Here is a 22957-nt window from a genome sequence, read left to right as displayed (position 1 = left end):
GATATATCATTCCACTCTAAACTTTATATAAGTAATCAAGCCAACGGCTAACTCTAAATTCATTCCTTAGGTGCTATGATCAATCATGTGTTGCGATTCCAGCTGGCTGAATAATCTTCCTTTTTAGAGGCTGCTTCTCTATTTTTCACAACCAAGTGTGTTTGGTCCATTTGTCTACTTCTATATCCCAAGAGGTGCAAAAACGGCTTAGTGAAAAATCTGGCTATTTTAAGGTTTAGAACTAATGCATCGTGCTTAGCGGATCTCCACCGAATACCAGGCAAGAAAGGTAGAATGTGAGCAAAATTAGTCTTGCGAAGTATAGCAGACAGTTTTAGAAAAAAAGGATGAACACCGCTAATCTCAAAAAAACCCTCTCCTCCTTGGTTTTGATACAGTGGCATAAAAATTCGTCCTGTAGAAGAGGCTTTTATTTTCTCTCCATTTTTCTTTGCCAATAATTGCCCTTTAGTCACTCGCTGAAAATTGACAAAGCCGGGTTTCATCTCAAACGCATCCTTATCATTTAATTGGAGACGATGCCTGATTTCATAGATGTCTTTGGCTCTTATAGAATTTTTTGCCAATTGTTCATAATAATGATAATATTCAACGTCTTCACGGTCAACACAATTGGTGTAAACCAAGCATAAATAGATAAAAGCGATTTGATTTTGATAAGAGGCCAAGTCATCATGTTGGCCCGCTTCAAACCCGAAGGATACATAGCCCAGTTCATTGATATAACTCAAAATCGGCCCTTCTAAATACTCCTCAATACCTAAGATCATCGGCAACGGAAACTGCTCGGTAAACTTTCGATTCAACAGACTATCATTGACCACCAAAAAAGGAATTGACTCACTGGAAGTAGAATGCATATCCATGAAATAAAATGGGCCTTGGTGCGATTTCATTATTTCTTGCAGGGTTCTGAAAATGTATACCTGTTCCCTTTTCTCGATATGTGTTTTAGGAAAAGTACGCTCATCCAAGACATTCATGTATTCACTTGTCCAAAGCCTATTCAAATCTTCGGTAAAGTATCTTTTCCCTGCTTCTAAAGCAGGTAAGTTTCCTGCTATACCATATATATTCCCTCCAAATGGAATTGGTTTTTCTCTTAATTGTTTGAACACATCGAACAAAGCAAAAACACCTGAACTTTCGTTTCCATGAATCCCACCTATGAATATAACCGTAGGGCCGTCGGGGTCTCCTATTATTGAATCTATTATCCGACCTACTTCAATAGTCCGATCCATGCTGGTGTGATAAACTTTAGTCATGATCAAAAGGAATTACATCCTTGATAGTTATAATACCAATCAAATGACCATCCTGCATGACTGGCAAACAACCATATTCCAATTTTTTCATCAACTGGATGGCTTGTTTAATTTCTGTGTCATGCTGAACTGTGATTACATTTTTAGTCATAATCTGAGAGACCAAGAGGCTTTCGTCTTGGGCCTCCAAATTTTTGTATCTCTCCATATGTGTCCAAGTGAGCAACCCACGCAGTTCGCCACTACTATTTTCGACTGGCATATGATGTATGTCTTTCCATTCCATCACGTTGGTCGCTAGTTCGGCCAGATCGTTTTCATTGATGATATACAAACGCGTAGACATGATATGACTGACCAGATGAGCTGTTTCTTTTTTTTCATCCCCATGATCTATCATTGGCCATTGATGCACTGGAAAGTTTTTGTTTTCCTGATTGGCATTTATGTTTCCAGCTATTGTTATTAAGGCGTCATCAGTTTTTAATGATTTTCGTAAGTTTCTATAATTCTTTATAATCCATTTGGTGCCTGTTTGACCATTTGTTCTTCGCTCTACAATTCCTAAAAGTTTTTCAATGTCCTGTTTATCTACACCAGATTTTTCTAATCCTGAATAAGCCATTGGAAGCAGCTCGTTCGTAATCAGCTCAGGAACTGGCACTTGCCTTCCATTCCAATGCAACGCAGAATCCTTACCAGTCCTTGCAGCATTGATAAAATTGGCTCGCGCATCACGAAAATCCATTTGACTGGACATATCATCAAATGCTTTTGGCCTGCCTTTCATCAAACCAACCCAAAAAGCAAAATTGGCCATTTGATCAATGACTGACGGGCCTGCTGGTATATAGCGATTTTCAATTCTCAAGTGGGGTTTTCCATTGCCCACACCATAGCAGGCTCTGTTCCATCTATATATGGTTCCGTTATGCAAGCTTAGTGCCTGCAGTTTCGGGATACGACCAGCAGCCAACTCTTCCATAGCGTTATTTGTAATCTCTTTAGTCAGCAATACTTCATATAGCGCTACATCATTTTTAAAAATATCCGCTGCAGTACCCGAAGACCAATGGTTTCCAATCGTTACCCTGGGTTGTCTTTCTTTGAGTGCTCTGGATGATCCTCTGGTATCAAGGCTTTGCTGAAACAAAGCAATTCTGGTTTCACTCCAAAGCTCTCGACCCAGTAGCAAGGGTGAATTGGTACAAACACTTAGAACGGGGCCAGAAATAGCCTGTGCCCAATTGTAGCTAGATATAAAGTCAGTGGACGGTATCTGCAAGTGCATCTGAAAACTAGTATTACAAGCTTCGAATAGTACCGAGTCATGTTGTATGGATAGTTCATCTACACCGCTCAAGTGCAACTCAAAATCACCTCCCCTTAATTCTTTAGTAATTGAATTAATATTCTGATATCTGGATCTAGGCGTTAAATAATCCATTCCTAATTCATTCTTGCCTATGGTTGGTAATATTCCAGTCAGTATTACATTATTGTTGTATTTTTTGGCTGCATGCTCGGCTTTGGTCAATAATTCCGTCAATTGATTTTGTACGGTAGTAAAGCAGTTTCCTTTGAGCTCCTCTGGATCGAGATTAATCTCCAAATTATACTTAGCAAGTTCTGTTGTGAAGTGATTATCATCTATGACCTTGAGTATTTCTTGAGAAGACTTAGAAGGTCGCCAACTATCTGTTACCAAACAAAATTCTTGCTCTGCACCAATACGCACAACATCATTTTCAATCTTGTTATTAGCAATCATCCACTCTAGGGCATTGATATCTGACAACAAATGCCTAATGAAGCTTGTTCGTTTCTTCTGATCAATCATAATATTGAGTTAAATGAAGAGTCTCAAGTATACCCAGTAGGGAACTTGCTCAATATTTCAATTTAAAGAAGATCTCATAGGAGAAAACAGACGAGCTTCCTGACAAGAAATGATCTTCGTCATAAATTGGAAACACCCGTTTTCTTCTTTTATTTTTTCAAAATGATAAAACAGCTCTACTTTTTACTGCCTACCTAATTATTCGCAGTCTATTGAAGGGAAAATCCGAGCAATGACAGATACGATTTGAATTAGGAATTGGAAATCAAATGATATGAATGCTGGAAAAGGAATAGGTAATTACTAAAATACTTCAGCAATTAGATCTTTGTTTACTACGACACCAGCTATATGTCCGGATGAGACTGCCATTGCCACGGATCTCATCGTTGAATTATCCCCACAAGCATATACCCCAGACACATCTGTCATCTGAAAACCATCTACATTAATCAATCCTTGTTCGTTCAACTGGCAACCCAGTTCCTCTGGAATGCTACTATGCTGCACAAAATCAGGTGAAGAATAAATAGCCTGGATGGGTAAAGCTTTACCATCAGTCAATACAACTTCTTGGACTTTACCATTTTGATGTAACAATTTTTCAATTGGAGTCTCAACTATAGAAATACCATTTTGTAAAATTTTTGTTGTTTGGTCTTTCGACAATTCGGATGGCCCGTTGGTGAATAAAGTAAGTTCTTTGGTCCAATTGGAGATGAGTGAAGCATAATGATTGGCTTTCTCTCCATTGGCAATAATGCCTGTTTTCTGGTGCTTCACTTCATAACCATGGCAGTATGGACAGTGTATGACCGATTTGCCCCAGCATTCGGCAAAGCCATCTACGCCTGGCATCAGATCCTTTAATCCTGTAGCGAAAATTAATTTTTTTGATGAGAAAAGGATTCCTTCCTCTGTAGTAATGGTAAAACCCTCAAATGTTTTAGTTCCTTCAATGGCCAAACCGTCATGAAACTGTACGGTATCATACTTTTCTACTTGATTCCTCCCTATTTTGGCTATTTCGCTAGGAACCACTCCGTCCTGTGTAAGAAAATTGTGAGAGTGAGGGGTCGGCGTATTACATGGTTTTCCAGCATCTATCACGAGCACTTTTCGTAAAGACCGTCCCAATGCCAATGCAGCCGATAGACCTGCATAGCTTCCTCCAATAATGATGACTTCAAAAGATTTGTCCATTGCGTTGATTTTGACTTTCACAATGATACGATACAAACGCAACAATGTTGCATTAATATAGTTTTAACAATTGGCCTACGCCCCAAAATCTTCAACTCGGATATAAGCAATGAAACCGTTTCGTCACTAATCACGTTGAGATAGCTTCATACTCTTTTTATTACCTTAAAAGAAAATGAGATGAATGCGCTAAATACCAATCAAAATTTGAAACTCTCTAATTCGTTTGGAACTTCCAACAAAGTACCAGAATGGAGAACATTGACGAGTTACGAAAAACTTCATTTGACATTGCGTAAGAAATAGTTCTAACCTCTTACGCAAAGTCAAACTTCTATTTCATTCCCGGTACGTTGGTAGGCTTTTCTATTTCCCAAATGGATCTATCAAGCTTTTTAGTATCAGGATAAACTTCATTGAGTTCATCTCCAGTATACAGCCTTCCATTTTTCATGACTTGATAAATCGTATTGGTATTTCTAATATTATCCAGTGGGTTCTTATCGAAAATCACCAAATCTGCCAATTTACCTGGTTCCAAAGATCCAAGATCATTATCAAGTCCGATCCCTCTGGCTCCCTGAATAGTAGCAGCTTTTAGTGCATCATGTATGGATATTCCTCCGCTCTGCATGGCCCACAATTCCCAGTGATAGCCTAGTCCCTGTAGTTGCCCATGGCTACCAACAGCTGGATGTCCGCCTGCGGCATCCAGGTCTTTTACAAATTCCGCATGACGTTCGAATATGTGTTCTTCCTTGATAAACCATGCGCCCCTTCTTCTTGTTTTTTGATCTATCTCTTCACGCGCGCTAAATCTTAGCAGCTTCTCATCATTATATACGTCTTCTGTGGCATAGAAATATTCCTCTCCCCAGGGTCCACCATAAGCAACCAACAAGGTTGGCGTATAAGTTGTACCAGCTTTAGCCACAAATTGGATCACATCATTGTACAAAGGATAGATAGGAAAGCTATGCTCATGCCCAGGAAACCCATCCGTTATTTGTGTCAAGTCGAGTTTCATATCTAAAGCACCTTCGGTGGTTGGCATCAGTTTTTGCTCTTTGGCAGCCTGTATGATCCACTGTCTTTGTTGACGATTACCTGTGATATACATTTTAATCGTTTTGGTATCGTAATATTCGCTGTATTGTTTTAATACTTTCCTAGCATGCGCCAGGCTTTGAATATTATTAGCCCAAAAGCCAACTCCAGGTCCAGTAGAATAAATTCGCGGGCCTACCATATTGTTGGCTCTTACGTGATCGGCATAGGTAAGTACATCATCCGAACCCGTTTGAGGGTCTCTAGTAGTAGTGACACCATAGGCCAAATTTGCGGCATACATCCAAACTTGCGCTTTATGAATGCCCCACTCAGGCCACATATGAGCATGCGTATCTACAAATCCAGGTGCAATCGTTTTCCCGGAGAGATCCATAGTTTTCGTACCTGACGGAACAGAAAGAGAACCAGAGACTCCGATTGATTTAATGCGATTATTGGTTATTAAAATATCTCCTTTTTCGATGATCTCATCCCCTTTCATAGTAATGATTCTTGCATTTTGTAACAATACGGATCCTTTAGGTATATCCCTATCGATCAGAACCTCTACTCGAATTTCTGAAGCTTCATACATAGGTTCCTCTTTGTCTTCATCTTCTTTCTTTTCTTCTTTATCCTTCTCTTCTTCGTCTCCTTCTTCTTTCTTCTTTTTCTTTTCTTCCGCTTCAGCTTTTTTTGCTGCTTTCAAACTATCTGAAAATATGATTGCTTGTGGAATATCATAGTTGAAAAAAGCATTACCTAAGGTGAAATGGACATTCTTCCCATTCGCATTCCAAGTCGCAAAATGACCACCCATACTGGTGACTTGTCGTGCAGGAAATTCGGCATCAGATGGTTTTGCCACAGATATTTCTATCGTCTTTCCTCCTTTGAAGGGAACCGTCACTACATAAATATCATTGTTGATTTGTACTAAAGCTTCTTCTCCATTTGGTGACAATCGAATCATTTCTGCCTTAGATGGATCCTTGGCTCCAAAAGTGGTAATTCCTTTTACCATCAGATGCTCTTTGGCATCGGTGCCATCCCAACGGATGGAAACCAAACCTTTTTCATAATTAGTGAAATAAATCCGGTCATTGACAGTAGTAAAATGCGGAGTGAATCGATCTTTAGTCCGATCAATAACAGTAGTTTTCCCACCGTCGGCAGGCACCCAGGCAATCTCAGCATCTATCCCTCTATGGAAAGGACTATAGGCATCGTCAAACTTCTGAGCTGGCCCTTGAATGAAAACTATTCGATTGGATTTAGACCAAGCTGGCTCCATATATACGCCAGGAGTTGTAGTCAGTTTTACTGGTTTGGGTTTGCCCTGTACGTTTACCTTGTTCACGCTTCCACCCCCTTTTTTCCAGACGGTATAAGCCACCCATTTGCTATCTGGGGACCAAGCAGGATAACCTTCCGAATCTGTTGAAGTTGTTAGTCTTTTCGGCGTCCCCGACGGGTAATCCATGACATACAACTTGTCCAAAACAGTAAATGCCAATTTTGATGCATCGGGAGATAGTTTGGCATCTCTTATTTGTCTGGCTACAAATTGCGGATCATCAGAAACTGGATAATCAAAATCCAACTCAGGACCTAAATCTAATTGGACATCCACTGAAAAAGGGATTTCAATAGCGTCTCCGCCAGATATTGGCACTTTATATATTTTCCCTCCATAGGAAGTTACCAGATATTGATTGTCTGGTGTAAACGACATACCCGGTAAAACATCCATGGTGGCAATGGACTCCTGTTCATCTCTTTGTACTGGATATGCTAACCATCGTTCTTCTCCGCTTTTCAAGTCCCTAAGAATAAGGCCTGTTTTTGTTTCAAAACGAGTACCATAGACTAACCATTTTCCATTAGGAGAAATAGTAGGAGTAAAAGCTGAACCATATCTGTCTGTAATCGTCTCCGATTCACCCGTCTCACGATCATAAACAACCAGCTGATACTGTGGCAACTGAGCATTGTAATGCCATCCTCTGTGCCTTTGTGAGTACCAAATGTATCTTCCATCCGGTGTTATAGCTGGCTCAACTGTTTTCATTTCCTTGGGCTCATCTAAAATCTGAGCTCCGCCACCTCCATCTTTATGGTACAGCCACAATTTGGTTTGTCGCAAGGCTAAGGCTCCTCCCTTCGAAACCACTAAGTAATTGCCATCAGGCGTCCAGTCTGCAGATTGCATACTGCTGCTATTGCCTTTAGTTATTTGTTTCTGTTCTCTAGATTCTAGATTGATTCGCCAAAGATTCTCTGCTCCACTTTTGTCTGATATAAATGCGACGGACTTTCCATCAGGACTGAATCTTGGGTGCGTATCGTACGGCATGCCAGAAGTCAATGTGTCCGCTTTTCCTCCGGCTATTGGCAACAGATACAAATCGCCTAGCATATCAAATACTATGGTTTTACCATCTGGACTTACATCAAGTGAGATCCATGTGCCTTGATCTGTAGTAAACTCTATTTGTCGAGTGGGCTCCAGCGGTAGTTGCTTGGTAGCTTTTTTTACTGTGTCAGATTTTATCGTATCCGATTGGAAGTTATAAGCATGCAAGTTTAGTGTGAGACACAAAATGAATGAGCCAAGAGAAGTAATTTTTAGAAACATTGTTGAGAATTTTGGTTCCTATAAAAATGCCTCTTTCCCAAACGATCTCCAAATATGATGTTATGAACGGTAAATTTTATTTGGTCTTAGAATGTTGAATCCAGAAGATATGCTATTTAATAAAGTCAGGCACCTTTGGTTCAGCTTTGAAAATGTCTCTTGATTTTCCCTGACTCAGATTCCAACGGTCAATCCATGATATACCCCAGTTATCAAAATAAGTGACTTTGGTTTGGTAAGCAGGATCTTTCAAAGCCTCCTCTTGAGAAATAAAAGTATAGCCATGCTCCACATATTTTTGCATGACATCACCCAGATACTGTGCATTGAGATAGCTGGCATGAGTAAGCAGTGTCTGAGATATGACACGACCGAATAGATCCACAGATTGCTTCTCATAGTACAGCAAGACTTCTTCCATATAATCCACATAAGCATTTCCAATTTTTTTCATCAAGAGGGTGTCGCCTTTCTTATAGGCATTGCTATAAGCGTGAGCAAATCTCCAGTCAGAATTGTCAATACTGATTGGCGCTACTATATAATTTTGATCAAATAAAAACTGGTTCAATGAATCATAGGCGGACTGCGTCAATCCCACTTGTAAGTAGGGATGTCTAAAATATTTGAGCTCCTTTCCATACTTTTTTAGAAGCGGCCTAGTGACCAACTCTCCTTTTAGAATCCCTGCCGTATACTCGGCAAAAGGCGTTTTGTGGTAACTCAAATGGGCAAAAGTATGATTGCCGAGATCATAGCCATTGCTAGCCCATATTTCGAGATGTTTCATTTTAGCAACATCCACGGTGTCGTTTGTATACACCTTGCTTTCATTGACAAACCCAATGGCAGGAATCTGATATTTATCAAAGGTTTCAATCAGGCTCCTAGTAATACTATAGGTAAACGCGGTGTCTGTAATTCCATAATTCACCACCGTGAGGTCATCTACAGAAAGGCAAACTTGCTTGGGTTGAGCATTAAGAATAAAAGGAAATATGAGATTAATTAAGAATAGAAAAGTGTTGTTTTTCATGTAAACCAAGGTTCAGTTTTGATCACAAGTTTATTGATTTGAATTCAAAATAGATCTAAAAAGGTAAAACAAAAAAACCCGCAGGTATGGCCTTCTGCCAATTTCCTGCGGGGTCTACTTGAAAAGGTATTTTTATAAAAAGCTATGCCTTCAAACTCTTTATTGATAAAAATATTTCGGTTTACGTCTGTATATACAGATACTCACGGTACCTAACATCGAATACAGACTATCATGCGATTCTGTATTTCTTTCTAATTCAACATTCGAAATAAAATGAGGTTGAATTCAAATTCAATATAAAAACGAGAAGAGCAGTTGATACCCTACCAGTAGGCAGATCAAAGAAATTTTAAGGATTCAGCTTGGTTTTTTGTATAGCGCAATGAGCCCGAGTATCGGGCCAATTGCCAACCAGGCGTAAGCAGATCTAGGATCATAATTCACTTGCAGCCAATTGACCAACTGAATGCTGACAATGGTAATGGCAAACCCGATACAATTCACGATAGTCAGTGCCGTACCCTTCTGCTCAGCGGGAGCATTTTGTGCTATCAGGGTGGAAAACAACGGCGAGTCGGCGATCACTACCATACCCCAAAAAAGCAAAAAACCTATGAATAGATATTGGGAATCAATCATAAAAAGCCACGGATAGAGTAAGCAACAACTGCACGAAAGTAAAAGTGCCAGAAAAGCTATTTTGCCTGTACCAAATGAGCGTGCCAGGTAACCACCTATGACACATGCCAACCCTCCTAAACCAATAATCAAAAATGACCATAACGAAATATTAGTTGTTGCGCCTGGATGCGTTGTATCGAAGCTCATAAGCATGACAGGCACAAATGCCCAAAAGGCATACAGCTCCCACATGTGACCAAAGTAGCCAAAGGCAGCAGACCGAAAATTGCGGTTTTTGAAAACACTAAAAAAGACTGATAAGTCAAGTTGTTGAATGGGTTTCCGATAGGGGCCATCTGGAACAAAAGTTAACATCAGGCCCCCGCCTATCAGTGCCAGCAAAGAAGTTGTGAGCAATACGAATTGCCATGGAAAGGTATCCGTCATGTCTTTCAGCAAATGAGGAAAGGCTGTGCCTATGACCAAAGCGCCAACCAGAAAGCTGAGCGATTGGCCCAATCCCTTTTCAAAATGATCTGCGGCTATTTTCATCCCTACGGGGTAGATGCCAGCTAGAAAGAATCCAGTTAGCAACCGAAAGGCAAGAATACTTTCCAAGCTATTGCCTTCCCAAATGATGCCAGCATTAACAAGAGCTCCAAGCAAAGCACAGATCAGAAACACCTTCGAAGGAGAAAAACGATCCGCTATCATCAATATAGCAAACGAAAGTGTACCCAATATAAAACCAAATTGTACTGAAGAAGTCAGGTGGCCTAGCGCCTTGTCGCCCAATTGAAAACTGACCATCAAGTCGCTCATCACGCCATTGCCAGCAAACCATAGCGAGGTGCAACAAAACTGAGAAATGACAATGATGGAAAGTGTGATTATGGATTTGGTCATATGATGAGGCACAACTTATATAGGTGTACAAGAGGAAATCAATTTAAACAAATTACTCAATCGACTTTTTCATGCTATACACTTTGATCACTGGATCGAATGTATCGTACACTTCAATCGCTCTGTGCTTTTGATCTATCAACATACCTTGCATATATCCATTTTCAGCATAGCTTTTGAAATTGACGAAGTGCCCTGAAAACCGCTGATCCAACCAAAGCAGCAACCGTTGCCATCGGCTGGTGGGTTCACAAAATGCACAGATGATGATTTGATCTGCACAGCTCATTAATCGATGAAGCAGCACATGTGCCTCTTCAGGCTTTAGCACATGAAACACCAAACTGACAATAGCATAATCATAGGTTTTTGCAGACATGTCTTCATTAACAGCATCGGCGACCTTAAAATTCAGATTTTGAGCACCTTCTTTTTCTTTTCGCTCATTGGCATAACTGATTAGCACTTTATCAATGTCAGTACCCAAGCCATTTTTTATTTTGGAAGACAATTTGAAAAGCAAGTCTCCATTGCCGCAGCCTACTTCAAGCACCTCAGCATCCAGAGACACCAAATTACATATTTGCTCTCGTATGGGTCGGAGGTATTTATCTACCGTATTCGTTTTTAATTTTCCTTTCAATGAAGCCCTATGAATTTGTTGAGGTCAATATATAAAAAATTTATCTGGTTGGTCACACATCTTAGATGCACGCCAGCTGGGAAAATAGATAGGGTTCTTGATAGCTTTAATTGATGGTAACGCCACTGTATCAATCGTGGCGTATGGTTTAGTTTAAGTTTCGTTTACAAGATAGCCAAATCTCTGATTTGCGCTATCCCTTTTTAATTCCATAGTGTTAATCTGAGATATGGCGGAGCTTCCAGAATGCAGAGAACTTTCTTTCACCTCTGAACCGCCATGATTTGATCACAGAATGTTAGTAGCTTTTTTTAGTCTTCATAAAAGTTAATTGTACCTTTTTCGAAATCAATTTCTGACATGTATTCTTTTACATTGATGTACAATGGGTCATTTCGTAGTATAAATGAAATCGAATCGAGATCATCAGGATCTATGTTAGCCCCATAAATAACTCCTTTCAAAGCAGAATGATAAGTTGTGAATGAACGGCCTGTGAAATTCTTTTTGTTTTCGAATTTGGCCATGAATCGAATCTCTTTTTCGTATTGCCATTTGGAATCTTTCGAAATCAAAACTGGCTCGCTAGATTTGAATGTGACCTTTCCTTCGTCTTCAAAAATTTCTAGCAGAGGCCTCTTTTTATAGTTAACAGGAGAGTATTCAAAGTTGAATGAAGAATCATTCAAACTATTCAAAAGTTCCTCCTTATCGTAAATTAGGCATATGCCCTTATGTTTATCTGCATAATGTGACCACATAAGTGGCTCATTTGGTGTGCGTGAGAAGCAAGAGATACCGTATTGATTGCGCTGTATATGATACCAGTTATCTATGAAGAATTTTATAAATCCATGTTCCTTAATTTCATGTTCGGGATTCCAGTAATATTGATCAAGTTCATTCGATTTAATAAAATGACTCAAAGCCAATTTACTTGGTTTGAAATCTGTGTTCTTAATTTTTATAAGACCTTCCAACAGGTCATTCATAGATTCAGGAGGGCCGAACCAAAGTTGACTAATTAATAAGTTTTTAAAAGTAAATGCAGTTATGGGCGCAAATTTGAAAATGTGATTTTCTTCGATGTTCATTTTTAATAATTCACAATTCTTCCATTGCTACTAACATAGTTATATCAACACTTCAGTGTTTGATATCTGCTAATATCAGAAATATCAAACACTAAAGTGCTAACTATTTCTTTTGACAAATTAATCAAAAGCTGGGTTAATCCACGCCTTTTTCAAATCATAAACCGCTTGCTCTGATGTGCTTTATAAGTATCCGAAAGAGATGTCGGCACGGGGCCGACAAGGATAATGAACTTAACTTTAAGTTAAATAACTTATCAATAAGTTTGTAAACTTATAATTAAGTTGTACTATTGTCTAGCTGATTAAAATTAAACTCAATCGTATGGTCACTTTAACTAAGGCAGAGGAGAAGATAATGAAGATTCTCTGGGGTATCGAAAAAGGTTTTATCAAGGATATCATCGATCAGTACCCCGACCCAAAACCTCCCTACAATTCGGTCTCTACAATTGTGCGGGTATTGGTGCAGAAGGAAATCGTGGGCTACACGGCCTACGGCAAATCGCACCAGTATCACCCGCTCATCAGCAAGGACGAATACAGTGAAGGACAAATGTCACGGTTGGTGAAGGACTATTACAGCAATTCACTCTCCAAAGTGGTCAACTTCTTTTCTGAAAGTAAAGAGCTTTCGGAAAAGGAATTGGATGAAGCCATGAAAATGCTCGAAGCACTTAAAAACCAGAAAAATGGATAAGCTCATTTGGTATTTGATGGAGTCCAGCGTGATGCTGGCCTGCCTCTATGCACTCTATGTGTTGATTTTGCGTAAGGAGACTTTCTTTTCGCTCAATAGATTCTATTTGATCGGCATTGTGCTTTTTAGTCTGGTGTTTCCACTTTTGAGTTTTGATTTTAATCCGGCACCTGTGGCCCAGCTGCCCATACAGGAATTCAGCAAAGCACGAATGAATTATTACGACGCATTTGCTGATTGGACGTATGTCCACACCCAAGCATTTACCACGCCCACTCAGGATACATCCCATTGGTTTAGTGACTTGAATTGGACTCAAATTTTGCTGTGGGCATTGGCTGGTGTTTATTCAATTGGCGTGGTGGTTTGTTTGTCGCGCACGGCGTGGACCATGCAGTGGATCTTTAGTTTGATCCGCAGACACCCGCTGGAAAAGCATAACGGCGTGACGGTGGTGAAGGTGAAAAACCAGCTCGCACCCTTTTCATTTTTGAATTATGTCTTTATACATGTTCAAATGATAGGTTCTGCTGAGTTTGATCACATTTTGGCTCACGAGCGTACCCATGTGCGACAGCGACACTCTTTAGACTTAATTTTTGTTCAACTTTTGGCTGCTTTTTTCTGGTTCAATCCGGTGATCTGGCGGCTGATTAAATCCCTAAAAACAACACATGAATATATAGCAGACAACCATATTTTAAACGAGGGTTATTCCTTAGTTGAGTATCAGACCTTGCTTTTGAGACAATTGATCAGCAACAACTCCTACGGGTTGGTACACAATTTCAATTTATCATTTATAAAAAAGCGAATAACCATGATGAAAAATAAAAAATCGGGCGCATTGGGCAAAGTAAAAGTAGCCCTCGCCTTAGTAGTCACATTAATCTTCAGTACGGTAATGATTCAGTGCAACTCGGCAGCTGATGAAGCCGAAGCTGACAATACAGGATTGGCCAGTAGCTTTAAGCTACCAAAAGTTCAAGATGTAGCGTACACCAAATATTTGGGTAAGGGCTATAACATCATTCCGTTCAACATTACTAATAGTAAAGTTTATCAAAAGGGTACACTTACGCCTATCAGCGAGATTGAAGCGGCTTTAGAAAAAGCTAATATCACCTCTGATGATATTATACTGTTAGGAATTGAAAATACCCAAACGATGGGCTTCGTAAGAAAAGTCCAGGATGAGTTGAGAAGATTAGATAGACGAAAGATTCTATACGTCAGCGAAGGCGAATCTGGTAAGCTCATAGAAACGACCATTTTGTTGCCACCACTTCCTGGTGATAACAGGCCTGGAGTTCCACAAATGCCAAAAATCGATGACGAATACATTGCAAGGACTGGCATTGATGTACTTAAAATCAACCTTGGTGATGACGCTGGTATAGAAAATCAAAAATTGGTAGGTGCACTGGTCAGAAAGCATATTGAAATAGGCTCTTCCAATTATGTCGTAAGTGCCAAATTCGAGGAGTACGACACCTATGACATGTATTTAAGAAATCTAATCTACATCATGGAAGGTTTCAATCAAATCTATCAAGAACGTGCGCAGGAAATGTTTGGTGTTGATTTCTTAGAATTAGATAAGAAAAACGAAACGGAACTGGCCCAATATAATGCCATTAGAAAAGGCATCCCAAGAGCAATATCTATTGCCGAACGACACAAGACGCTAGAATAATATGGATTAGTAATAAAAGCAGGTAATCAAGAAATTGGTCACCTGCTTCTGTTTTTAAGTTCCATTTAGAAATTCGTCAATCGTGGATTATTATCATTCGAATACTCGAAGAATTCCCAACATAGAGGGTATCTCCTGTAACTGACGCTACTATTCCGTTAGGTTTCTCCAGACTCGCCCAAGACCCAGGCCCATCTAAAGTGACAACAGCACCGCTCCCTACTATTTCACTAACTTTTCTGGATTGATCGATTCGAAACACTTTAGAAAGTGATATAGAAGCCGCATAAAACGAGCCATGTGTATAAGTGATATAACCTGTAATCTGACCCGGAAGACTGGCAAAAAAGGTTGCCTTTCCTTGGTCGTTAATTTTCATAATTCTACTATCATTGAAATTAATCACTACCATTTCACCATCAGCGAAAATCACTCCATCAGGGCCGTTCAGTAGAGAGCTACTACAAAACAATGTGCGGTTTCCATCTGTGTCGACCTTATCTATCGAACTTCCATCATAGTTCGCCACAAAAAGGTTTCCTTCAGAATCAAAAACCAAACCTGCGGGTCCGACATGTCCACTAGAATAAACCTCTTTATTACCAGATGGATCAATTTTATATATATCTCCTGTCGAATAGCTCGAGATATAGAAATTGCCAGATTTGTCAAAAGTTCCTCCCAGTGGAAAAATAATATCATCCGCCACCCGTTCCACAGATCCATCAGCTATGGACATTCGAGAGACACCGTTGTTGTTTGGAGAGTAAACATACTTAGCATCATTGCTAAGAGACAAGGCTTCTGTACCACTGATATTGCCCAAAGTTTGCACCTCATAATAAGGTGTGTCTTGGATGGCTATAACTGTGCTTTCCGAAAGCTTGACTTGTCCAGTATTTTGATTATAAGAAACGATGTAAAAATTGTAGGCAACACCTTCTTCAATCGAATGACCTTCGACATCAAGAAATTCTTTGGTTACAGCTTTCTGATAATTAATATCTCCAGATTTAATCACAAATTTTTGGCCTTCCTCTAAGTTTTTGACCATTTCTTCATTTTCTGTCAACGACTTTTTGGAATAAATAAGCTGATATTCAGTAGGTTGAATTTCTTGATCAACCTGACTAAACTTGAGCATTAAATCTTTTGTAGTTCCCGTATTTCCATGGTCAATAATTTTAAAATTTTCAATAGGTAAAATAGGCGTTTCGGTTTCATCATTGCATGCCAATATCAAGCAGATGCCGATTAGTAAATATTTGTACATTAGATGTTTTTTTAATTGATGCCCAAATAAATAGGTTGAAAGACACCAAAAGGTGCGAAATGATCTATTCGCACCAAACTGCTAGGGTAATTTCACTTTCATATGTTATCCATTGATGCAGTATTTACTTGACCCTTTAGGTTATTTGGCGATCTTTTCGAACGTCTTGATTATTTATGTTCTTGTCTTACTATTCCGACGAGGAAAGGAGAATAATCTGTATTTGGTTATTTATTTCACGATTTGCCTTCTTCACCAGCTCTTCATCCAGTTGCAATTGTTTGAAGTATTGAATCTCCAACAATTTGGTAGAGTTACTATTTCATTGATTCTGCTATATCCGCCCACTCATTACCTTTATCTAAACAAGTATTTTGGAAACTCAACAGACTCTCCACTTCTTCATTATTTCACTTGGCAGGTGGTGTATGGTTTACTCTTAACATTACTGTATTTTGAAGTATACCGTGTCCCTCAACTGGCTTTTATTTTACTCTATTTGACTCCAACAATTGGGTATTTTGCTTTGTCCATTCATGCATTTCTAAATACATCATCAGATCAATACAACAAGGCTTGGGTAATTATTTTTCTATTAGGTGTGGGCTCCAAAGTGGTGATGCTAGTCGTAGAAGGGGTAGCTCTAGCAATAAATTTGATTTGGGTATTACAGTATTTCGGAAGCTACATTGTGCTCATTAATTTTATTCTTGTTATTGTACTGTGTATTGCCTTTTTGTATCAAACCATACATCACCCGAAGCTATTTACAAAAGCAGAATGCAATACTGGTACAGCGGCCGAACCACTCGATTCTGAAATTGAACTGTTGACAGAATATGTTGTCCGTCGAAAAATGTTCCTTGAATCAGATCTTACCAGAGCTAAGCTGACTAAGCAAATTGGATTGTCTCCACAGCGTATTTCAGAGGTTGTTAATTCTCATTTTAAAATGAAATTCAATGACTGGATCAACGACCTCAGAATAAATCTAGCTCAGGATTTACTCCACTCTAGCGATCAGACCATAAAAGAAGTATACTTCAAAATAGGCTATAGTTCTAAATCTGTTTTCAACTCAGCATTTAAAAAAAGAACAGGCGAGACACCAACTGATTATCGTAAACGCTTGAAACTGCTAAATACTGAAGTGGATAGAGTATAACCTAACTTGGTCAATCCTTACTCTACTTAATTTGCCTACCCTGTGTAGTAAACGAAATGCCTTGTTGACCTGAAGTGGAAATCATCAACGCCTCGAAAAAAGGCTCTGGTGTTCGATCTTTTTTCTTCCAATAAAACAGAAAATTAGCTCCTGTTCCTCCCTTTAAGACATCTTCACTCAACACAATTTCTATCGTTTCCATAGGAGAAATAAATACAGGCTGGTTGATAAATGATTTAATCAACTTTCCTGCTGTATTATAATATTCTACTTTTTCGATGTATACTGAATCCAAATTGTTCGTATTCCTGACACTTACAGTGGCAGTCAAATTATGTGTCCTTTTTTCTTTCGAACTGTAGATTTGTGAATAAACAGACAAATAGGTTTCACCTGACATCAGAGAATCTAACGTTGCTGATTTCACCGTTCGATCTCCCCATTTCACACTTCCAGGGCCATTTTCAGGTTCAAGTTCTCTACAAGAGCAAAGCAAAATCAATGCAAAAATGGAGAAAATCGAAGTAATTCTAAGAAGTAAACGCATAGGTATCTGTTTCATCTACAATTTAGGAAAGCTACCTGACTTATTGGTTCTCAGACTGGAACATTTCAATGGTCTTGTTGAGCAATTCGGTTCCACCAGCTTCTCCATGACCTGGGATAACTGTTTTGATTTCAAGGTATTTCGATTTTATTTTTTCTACTGTATCGGACCATTCTTCTAAATTGGCATCTCCCAAATAGCCTTTTCCTGCCTTCAGTGATTTGATCAGACAGCCTCCAAACAAGATTTGTTCTGATGGAAAATAAGCTATGACATTGTCAGTTGTGTGGCCTTTTCCGACGAAGTCAACAATAACCTCTTGTTGACCAACAGTAAGATTTATAAAATCATCGAAACCCTGCCATGGAATCACAGCTGTTGAATCTAGTAATTGGATTGTTTTGTTATGAGCTATTGATTGGATTTGTCGTTCGTGAAAAGTAGCCAATCCACCCAAGCAATCACTGTGGAAATGAGTGGGTACAATTGCCACAACCTTACTTGTTAATTCATACTCTACCCAAGTGATCAACTCTTCTGAAACTTCGTTTTCAGCAGGCGTATCAAAAATGATGGCTTCGTGATTATCAACCACTATCATGCCATTGCAGGCTACTTTGCCATAGTCGTCAGTCTGTAAATAACTAATATGCTGGTAAGAGTGATCTGACAGTTGTTTGATGATTAGCGATTCGGAATGATAGATTTTCGAAATTTCTTTTGTCGTACATCCGCCAATCAAAAGGAAGATAATAACATATTTTAGCATGACTAGTCAATTATTAGGCGTTGGAATATGGTGTGCTATTTCAGAAAAACAGCTTGGTTATCTGTAAATGATTTGAACTCTAAAGGATTTCCGCTAAAGTCAAACACAAACATAGTGAGCTGCTCTCCAGTTTGTCCTTCGTATCGCCTCTGAGGTTTTACTAGAAACTCTATGTTTCGCTCTTCTAGTTTATTTTGAACGACTTGAAAGTCCGACTGGTCAATCAGGCAGCCAAAATGGGGAATAGGAACATTGATTCCATCTACCTTGCCACAATAATCGAGAGGAGGAATATCATCACTGATGTGTGCTGACAACTGATGCCCAAAAAAATTGAAATCAATCCATGTTTCTGTAGAACGCCCTTCTTCACATCCCAAGATATCAACATAAAACTCACGGGTAGAAGCAATGTCTTTCACTTTAAAAGCACAATGAAATGGATTTATCATCATTTCTCTATTCAATCCTTATGCACATGTACATCCATTTGTGGGAAAGGAATGTTGAGGCCTTCTTTGGCGAAAGTCTTATAAATTTTCTCATTCATATCGAAATGTACGGGCCAGTAATTAGCTGTGTCTACCCAAGCCCGAACGGCAAAGTTTACTGAGCTATCTGCTAGTGCTGAGACTGCAATAAATATTTCAGGCTCTTTATGAATGCGATCATCTTCATCAGCCAATCGTTTGATTACACTTCTGGCCTTGTCCACATCGTCACCATATCCGATGCCAAAAGTCCAATCCACCCTTCGTTTTGATTCAGTAGTATAATTGGTCATACTACTATTTGATAGGTTTCCATTAGGAATAATAATGGTTTTGTTATCTCCTGTTTTAATAATGGTATTAAAGATATGGATGGCATGTACAGACCCTAAATATCCTTGTGCTTCCAGCACATCACCCACTTTGAATGGTTTAAACAATAAGATCATTACGCCTCCAGCAAAATTCTGCAAGGTCCCAGACAAAGCCATGCCTATGGCCAACCCAGCTGCCCCTAAAATAGCCACCAACGAGGTCATCTCAATACCTAGTGTCGTTAACACCGATATCACCAACACTACCTTGAGTAGCATGGATACCAAGCTCACTAAAAACGGCTTAAGTGATGCATCTATGTCTCGAGCATTGAGCAACTTTTTGAACCCTCTAGAAAGTGCCTTCACCACCCAGAACCCAACAATAAGAACCAGTATCGCTCCGACCAGTTTTGGCCCATAAGCAAAAATTAAATCAAGAATTTTAGGCATTAAATCTTCAGGTGTCATAAACAAGAGGTTTTATTTCGAATTGAAATTAATCAATTCTGGAAGAACGAAGGACAATCTGCATGGTCTTTCCTATAAGTATTAAGAATTTTTAAAAGGATGAGTAAAAGCCACATAGCCAAAAGAGAAACCAAAAGCCATGGATAGGCCAGCCATAACCCAAATGAAGTAGCCATCAGCCGCTTTCAAATAACTCATGCCGGAAGCAAAGAAAAAGAGGAAGTTCGCCATCATCAGTGGCTTGCCGTAAATACCTCCAAGAATATTACTCCGAGTCATCCAATTGAGCAAGGCAAATGCTAAAAGCGCTGCGCCAAGCGTTTGTGAAATCAAAATACCAATCCCGTTGACACTAATATTGAAATAAGCATGAACCTCTTGTGGCAAAAAGGTAAGTATCAAGCCTTGTACCACAAGATATACTACGCTGAATATCATTAATACTTTAGTCTTCATAAGAGATTTATAAGTGCCATACAATAAATAAAATAACAAAATACAAAAATAGTCAGCATTTTGATTTTGAGACAAAATAGACGTTAAAATGGTGATAATCGCAATTTTTTTAAAATATTGACTATTAAGTCCACCCTGATTTTTTTATTAAAAAATACTAAACACATCTATAATCAATGAAATTCATAGGTATGATACAAAAAAAGGCCCCTATGAAAAAACTACTAAACTTATTCATTTTTTGCCTGATCACGAGCTTCACTCATGGTCAGCTAACGAGCATTCCCAATTTCGGTTCTAACCCTGGGAATTTGTCGATGTACATCCATACTCCAGGCAATATGCCTAGTGATGCACCATTAGTTTTGGTGATGCACGGTTGTACTCAAAGTGCGAGTTCATACTCGAATGAAAGTGATTGGAATTCACTAGCAGACACTTATAAATTTTATGTGATTCATGCTCAACAAAAAAGCGCCAACAATTCTTCTGAATGTTTCAATTGGTTCGAAACAGGAGATATTAATCGAGGATATGGTGAAGCTGCTTCCCTCAAAAATATGACTGACTACATGAAAAACAACTACTCCTTTGATGATGGCAAAGTGTTCGTGACAGGATTTTCTGGAGGAGGTGCAATGACCACAGTGATGCTTGCCACCTATCCTGATATATTCAGTGGAGGAGCAGTAATGTCTGGCCTTCCCTACAAAGTGGCAACCACAACCAATGCCGCATTTATGGCCATGTTTGGCAATGTGAATCAAACCCCTGCCCAACTGGGCAATAGTGTTCGTGGAGCTTCTAGTCACAATGGCCCCTGGCCAAGAGTTGTTTCATTTCATGGCACATCCGATTATACGGTTTACTACATGAATCAAAATGAAATCATGGAGCAGTGGACGAATGTGCATGGCACAGATCAAAATGCCGACCTTGTTGAGAATTCCTTTATGGGCAATTCATCTATTACAAAGAGTCAATATGAAGATGCCAATGGAAATGTTCAAGTAGTCACCTATTCGGTCAACGGTATGGGTCACACCATTGCCATCGATCCAGGAAGCGGTGAAACGCAAGGAGGAAATACGGGTTCGTATACGAATGATGTTGATTTTTTCTCTTCCTATTGGGCTGCAGAATTTTTTGGGCTACTCGAAACCACAACGCCGAGTTTGAATCCCCCTACGAATGTAAGCGCAACGGCAAGTTCGTCTACAAACATAAACTTGACCTGGACAGACAATGAAGCGTCCGAAACTGCCTATCACGTAGAACGATCTTTGTCCAGTGGAGGTAGTTTTAGCACGATCGCCAACCTATCTGCCAATGCCACGAGCTATAACGATGGTTCTTTGTCACCTGCGACAACTTATTATTATAAAATCACTGTCTCAGATGCAAGCACCAGCGCAACTAGTACAGTAGCAAGTGCGACCACGCAACAAGGAGGCACATCCACTCCACCATCAGCTCCTTCAGCTTTAAGCGCAAGTACTACAGGCTCTACTTCGATTCAAGTCAGTTGGCAGGACAATTCCAACAATGAAAATGCTTTCATTTTAGAACGATCCGCTGGAAATGAAAATAACTATTCCCTTATCGCTACGCTTTCTTCAAACACAGAAAGTTATGCCGATACAGGATTGAATACTTCTTCGACCTACTATTATCGAGTAAAAGCCTCTAACAGTGTAGGAGACTCTAATTATAGCAATTCGGGCAGCGCAACAACTGACGGGGAAGCGACCATCGTGACCCTGGGCAGCACATCAGGAAACGGCATTTTGAGTTATTCAAATAGCAACACCATGGGTCAATCTTTTACCGCGACTGCTGATGGACAAGTAATTGAAATTGATGTAAAACTTGTTTACAGCATTTCTGGATCTTCATTAAAAATATTTGAAGGAAATACTGTATCAGGAACTGCTGCCTATGAGCAGACAGGTATTAGTGTAGGAAGTGGATGGCAAACCATATCCCTTAGTACGCCATTCAATATAGACAATGGACAGGTTTACACTTTTGTGATCACAAATTCATCTATTAGATATGCATATTCAAATACTTATAGTGGAGGAAATTTTTGGTACAATACTATTTCATATGGTGTGTTTGACGCTGCATTTACTATTTCTGTAAGTACTACATCTGGTTCTGCTAGAATAGCTCAATCAATGGATAAGGAAACTCTTCTAGTGAAACCATTCTCTGTTTACCCCAATCCAAGCTTTGGAACAATTAAGGTGCAGTTTGGAGATGAGATAAAGTCTGGAAAGTTAGAATTGATAACAACTTCTGGTCAGGTATTGATGAGAGAGGAGCTATACACCAATCTTTCGGAAGTGAGTTTGGACGGAATAAAATCAGGACTGTATGTTTTACTGATTAAAACCCAAGATCAATTGTTTAAGAGTCAATTGGTTGTTAGGTAGATAAAAAAAGAGGCAATCAAATGATTGCCTCTTTTTTTATGCTCTTGAAGTCAGTCTACCTCCTCATAATTCACATAATCACCACCCTTGAAGTTGCCGCCATCTTTAGACTGTTGTCTGTCTCTGGGGTTAAAATCAATACTCACGTTGCCATCCCTTGGCTGACGCTGCTGAGCTCGCTGCCCTTGAGATTGGTAGGTCTGTTGACGTGCCTGTGAAGAGAAGCCAGAGAACAAAGTGCGGAGGATGAAACCACCCACTTTGGCAATGACCCAAATAAATACAAATAAAAGGAGTAAAAACTTAAACATAGT

19 protein-coding genes are annotated in these 22957 nt (G+C 39.4%); 4 read left to right on the top strand and 15 right to left on the bottom strand.

Features of this window, described 5'->3' with window-relative positions:
• Window positions 1-83: 83 nt before the first annotated feature.
• The 8 genes from ABJH98_RS15535 to ABJH98_RS15500 all read right to left on the bottom strand — a co-directional run bounded on the left by ABJH98_RS15535 (window position 84) and on the right by ABJH98_RS15500 (window position 12323).
• A complete protein-coding gene (locus ABJH98_RS15535) occupies window positions 84-1289 on the bottom strand; it encodes a succinylglutamate desuccinylase/aspartoacylase family protein (RefSeq protein WP_348308617.1) in 1206 nt (401 codons plus the stop codon).
• Window positions 1282-3129, bottom strand: a complete 1848-nt coding sequence (locus ABJH98_RS15530; RefSeq protein WP_348308616.1) for a CBS domain-containing protein — start codon at window positions 3127-3129, stop codon at window positions 1282-1284. The genes ABJH98_RS15535 and ABJH98_RS15530 overlap by 8 nt, the downstream gene beginning before the upstream one ends.
• A gap of 303 nt (window positions 3130-3432) precedes the next feature.
• Window positions 3433-4332 carry an NAD(P)/FAD-dependent oxidoreductase gene (locus ABJH98_RS15525; RefSeq protein ID WP_348308615.1) on the bottom strand — a complete coding sequence of 300 codons (900 nt, stop codon included), beginning with the start codon at window positions 4330-4332 and terminating at the stop codon, window positions 3433-3435.
• A gap of 334 nt (window positions 4333-4666) precedes the next feature.
• The gene (locus tag ABJH98_RS15520; RefSeq protein WP_348308614.1) at window positions 4667-8020 is read right to left on the bottom strand and encodes an amidohydrolase family protein; all 3354 of its coding nucleotides are present in this window, start codon (window positions 8018-8020) and stop codon (window positions 4667-4669) included.
• Between the two features lie 112 nt (window positions 8021-8132).
• Window positions 8133-9056 (bottom strand): polysaccharide deacetylase family protein, encoded by a 924-nt coding sequence (locus ABJH98_RS15515; RefSeq protein ID WP_348308613.1) that lies wholly within the window; start codon window positions 9054-9056, stop codon window positions 8133-8135.
• A 360-nt stretch (window positions 9057-9416) separates the two neighbouring features.
• A complete protein-coding gene (locus ABJH98_RS15510) occupies window positions 9417-10586 on the bottom strand; it encodes an MFS transporter (RefSeq protein ID WP_348308612.1) in 1170 nt (389 codons plus the stop codon).
• A 52-nt stretch (window positions 10587-10638) separates the two neighbouring features.
• Window positions 10639-11229 (bottom strand): class I SAM-dependent methyltransferase, encoded by a 591-nt coding sequence (locus tag ABJH98_RS15505; protein ID WP_348308611.1) that lies wholly within the window; start codon window positions 11227-11229, stop codon window positions 10639-10641.
• 311 nt (window positions 11230-11540) lie between these two features.
• The gene (locus ABJH98_RS15500) at window positions 11541-12323 is read right to left on the bottom strand and encodes a DUF2971 domain-containing protein (RefSeq protein WP_348308610.1); all 783 of its coding nucleotides are present in this window, start codon (window positions 12321-12323) and stop codon (window positions 11541-11543) included.
• 325 nt (window positions 12324-12648) lie between these two features.
• On the opposite strand from ABJH98_RS15500, the gene ABJH98_RS15495 reads away from it, so the two are divergent.
• Complete coding sequence (locus tag ABJH98_RS15495) at window positions 12649-13023, top strand: BlaI/MecI/CopY family transcriptional regulator (protein ID WP_348308609.1); 375 nt, start codon at window positions 12649-12651, stop codon at window positions 13021-13023.
• On the top strand, window positions 13016-14719 hold the full coding sequence (locus ABJH98_RS15490) for a M56 family metallopeptidase (protein ID WP_348308608.1): 1704 nt from the start codon (window positions 13016-13018) through the stop codon (window positions 14717-14719). Before ABJH98_RS15495 ends, ABJH98_RS15490 begins: the two co-directional genes overlap by 8 nt.
• Window positions 14720-14795: 76 nt before the next feature.
• Here ABJH98_RS15490 and ABJH98_RS15485 read toward each other — a convergent pair whose 3' ends face one another.
• Complete coding sequence (locus tag ABJH98_RS15485; protein ID WP_348308607.1) at window positions 14796-15992, bottom strand: hypothetical protein; 1197 nt, start codon at window positions 15990-15992, stop codon at window positions 14796-14798.
• A gap of 115 nt (window positions 15993-16107) precedes the next feature.
• Between ABJH98_RS15485 and ABJH98_RS15480 the strand changes: the two genes are divergently transcribed.
• On the top strand, window positions 16108-17157 hold the full coding sequence (locus ABJH98_RS15480; protein WP_348308606.1) for an AraC family transcriptional regulator: 1050 nt from the start codon (window positions 16108-16110) through the stop codon (window positions 17155-17157).
• Between the two features lie 22 nt (window positions 17158-17179).
• Here the strand turns inward: ABJH98_RS15480 and ABJH98_RS15475 are convergent, their stop codons facing one another.
• From ABJH98_RS15475 to ABJH98_RS15455, 5 genes are all read right to left on the bottom strand, one after another.
• A complete protein-coding gene (locus tag ABJH98_RS15475; RefSeq protein ID WP_348308605.1) occupies window positions 17180-17704 on the bottom strand; it encodes a DUF3124 domain-containing protein in 525 nt (174 codons plus the stop codon).
• A gap of 40 nt (window positions 17705-17744) precedes the next feature.
• On the bottom strand, window positions 17745-18473 hold the full coding sequence (gene bla / locus ABJH98_RS15470) for a subclass B1 metallo-beta-lactamase (protein WP_348308604.1): 729 nt from the start codon (window positions 18471-18473) through the stop codon (window positions 17745-17747).
• A gap of 35 nt (window positions 18474-18508) precedes the next feature.
• On the bottom strand, window positions 18509-18928 hold the full coding sequence (locus tag ABJH98_RS15465; protein ID WP_348308603.1) for a VOC family protein: 420 nt from the start codon (window positions 18926-18928) through the stop codon (window positions 18509-18511).
• A gap of 8 nt (window positions 18929-18936) precedes the next feature.
• Window positions 18937-19749, bottom strand: a complete 813-nt coding sequence (locus ABJH98_RS15460; protein ID WP_348308602.1) for a mechanosensitive ion channel domain-containing protein — start codon at window positions 19747-19749, stop codon at window positions 18937-18939.
• A gap of 81 nt (window positions 19750-19830) precedes the next feature.
• A complete protein-coding gene (locus tag ABJH98_RS15455) occupies window positions 19831-20205 on the bottom strand; it encodes a hypothetical protein (RefSeq protein WP_348308601.1) in 375 nt (124 codons plus the stop codon).
• Between the two features lie 212 nt (window positions 20206-20417).
• On the opposite strand from ABJH98_RS15455, the gene ABJH98_RS15450 reads away from it, so the two are divergent.
• Window positions 20418-22643: a PHB depolymerase family esterase gene (locus tag ABJH98_RS15450; RefSeq protein ID WP_348308600.1), complete on the top strand. Its 2226-nt coding sequence runs from the start codon at window positions 20418-20420 to the stop codon at window positions 22641-22643.
• A gap of 50 nt (window positions 22644-22693) precedes the next feature.
• Here ABJH98_RS15450 and ABJH98_RS15445 read toward each other — a convergent pair whose 3' ends face one another.
• Complete coding sequence (locus ABJH98_RS15445) at window positions 22694-22954, bottom strand: DUF4834 family protein (protein ID WP_348308599.1); 261 nt, start codon at window positions 22952-22954, stop codon at window positions 22694-22696.
• Window positions 22955-22957 lie beyond the last annotated feature (3 nt).

The organism is Reichenbachiella sp. (genome assembly GCF_039969095.1).
GTDB lineage: Bacteria > Bacteroidota > Bacteroidia > Cytophagales > Cyclobacteriaceae > Reichenbachiella.
Note: the sequence above shows the minus strand (reverse complement) of the source record. Positions and strands in the feature narration are given on the sequence as shown.

Coding starts and splice junctions, on each gene's coding strand:
- ABJH98_RS15535 (WP_348308617.1), bottom strand. CDS start 1,289: ATGACTAAAGTTTATCACACCAGCATGGATCGGACTATTGAAGTAGGT.
- ABJH98_RS15530 (WP_348308616.1), bottom strand. CDS start 3,129: ATGATTGATCAGAAGAAACGAACAAGCTTCATTAGGCATTTGTTGTCA.
- ABJH98_RS15525 (WP_348308615.1), bottom strand. CDS start 4,332: ATGGACAAATCTTTTGAAGTCATCATTATTGGAGGAAGCTATGCAGGT.
- ABJH98_RS15520 (WP_348308614.1), bottom strand. CDS start 8,020: ATGTTTCTAAAAATTACTTCTCTTGGCTCATTCATTTTGTGTCTCACA.
- ABJH98_RS15515 (WP_348308613.1), bottom strand. CDS start 9,056: ATGAAAAACAACACTTTTCTATTCTTAATTAATCTCATATTTCCTTTT.
- ABJH98_RS15510 (WP_348308612.1), bottom strand. CDS start 10,586: ATGACCAAATCCATAATCACACTTTCCATCATTGTCATTTCTCAGTTT.
- ABJH98_RS15500 (WP_348308610.1), bottom strand. CDS start 12,323: ATGAACATCGAAGAAAATCACATTTTCAAATTTGCGCCCATAACTGCA.
- ABJH98_RS15495 (WP_348308609.1), top strand. CDS start 12,649: ATGGTCACTTTAACTAAGGCAGAGGAGAAGATAATGAAGATTCTCTGG.
- ABJH98_RS15490 (WP_348308608.1), top strand. CDS start 13,016: ATGGATAAGCTCATTTGGTATTTGATGGAGTCCAGCGTGATGCTGGCC.
- ABJH98_RS15485 (WP_348308607.1), bottom strand. CDS start 15,992: ATGTACAAATATTTACTAATCGGCATCTGCTTGATATTGGCATGCAAT.
- ABJH98_RS15480 (WP_348308606.1), top strand. CDS start 16,108: ATGCAGTATTTACTTGACCCTTTAGGTTATTTGGCGATCTTTTCGAAC.
- ABJH98_RS15475 (WP_348308605.1), bottom strand. CDS start 17,704: ATGCGTTTACTTCTTAGAATTACTTCGATTTTCTCCATTTTTGCATTG.
- bla (WP_348308604.1), bottom strand. CDS start 18,473: ATGCTAAAATATGTTATTATCTTCCTTTTGATTGGCGGATGTACGACA.
- ABJH98_RS15465 (WP_348308603.1), bottom strand. CDS start 18,928: ATGATGATAAATCCATTTCATTGTGCTTTTAAAGTGAAAGACATTGCT.
- ABJH98_RS15460 (WP_348308602.1), bottom strand. CDS start 19,749: ATGACACCTGAAGATTTAATGCCTAAAATTCTTGATTTAATTTTTGCT.
- ABJH98_RS15455 (WP_348308601.1), bottom strand. CDS start 20,205: ATGAAGACTAAAGTATTAATGATATTCAGCGTAGTATATCTTGTGGTA.
- ABJH98_RS15450 (WP_348308600.1), top strand. CDS start 20,418: ATGAAAAAACTACTAAACTTATTCATTTTTTGCCTGATCACGAGCTTC.
- ABJH98_RS15445 (WP_348308599.1), bottom strand. CDS start 22,954: ATGTTTAAGTTTTTACTCCTTTTATTTGTATTTATTTGGGTCATTGCC.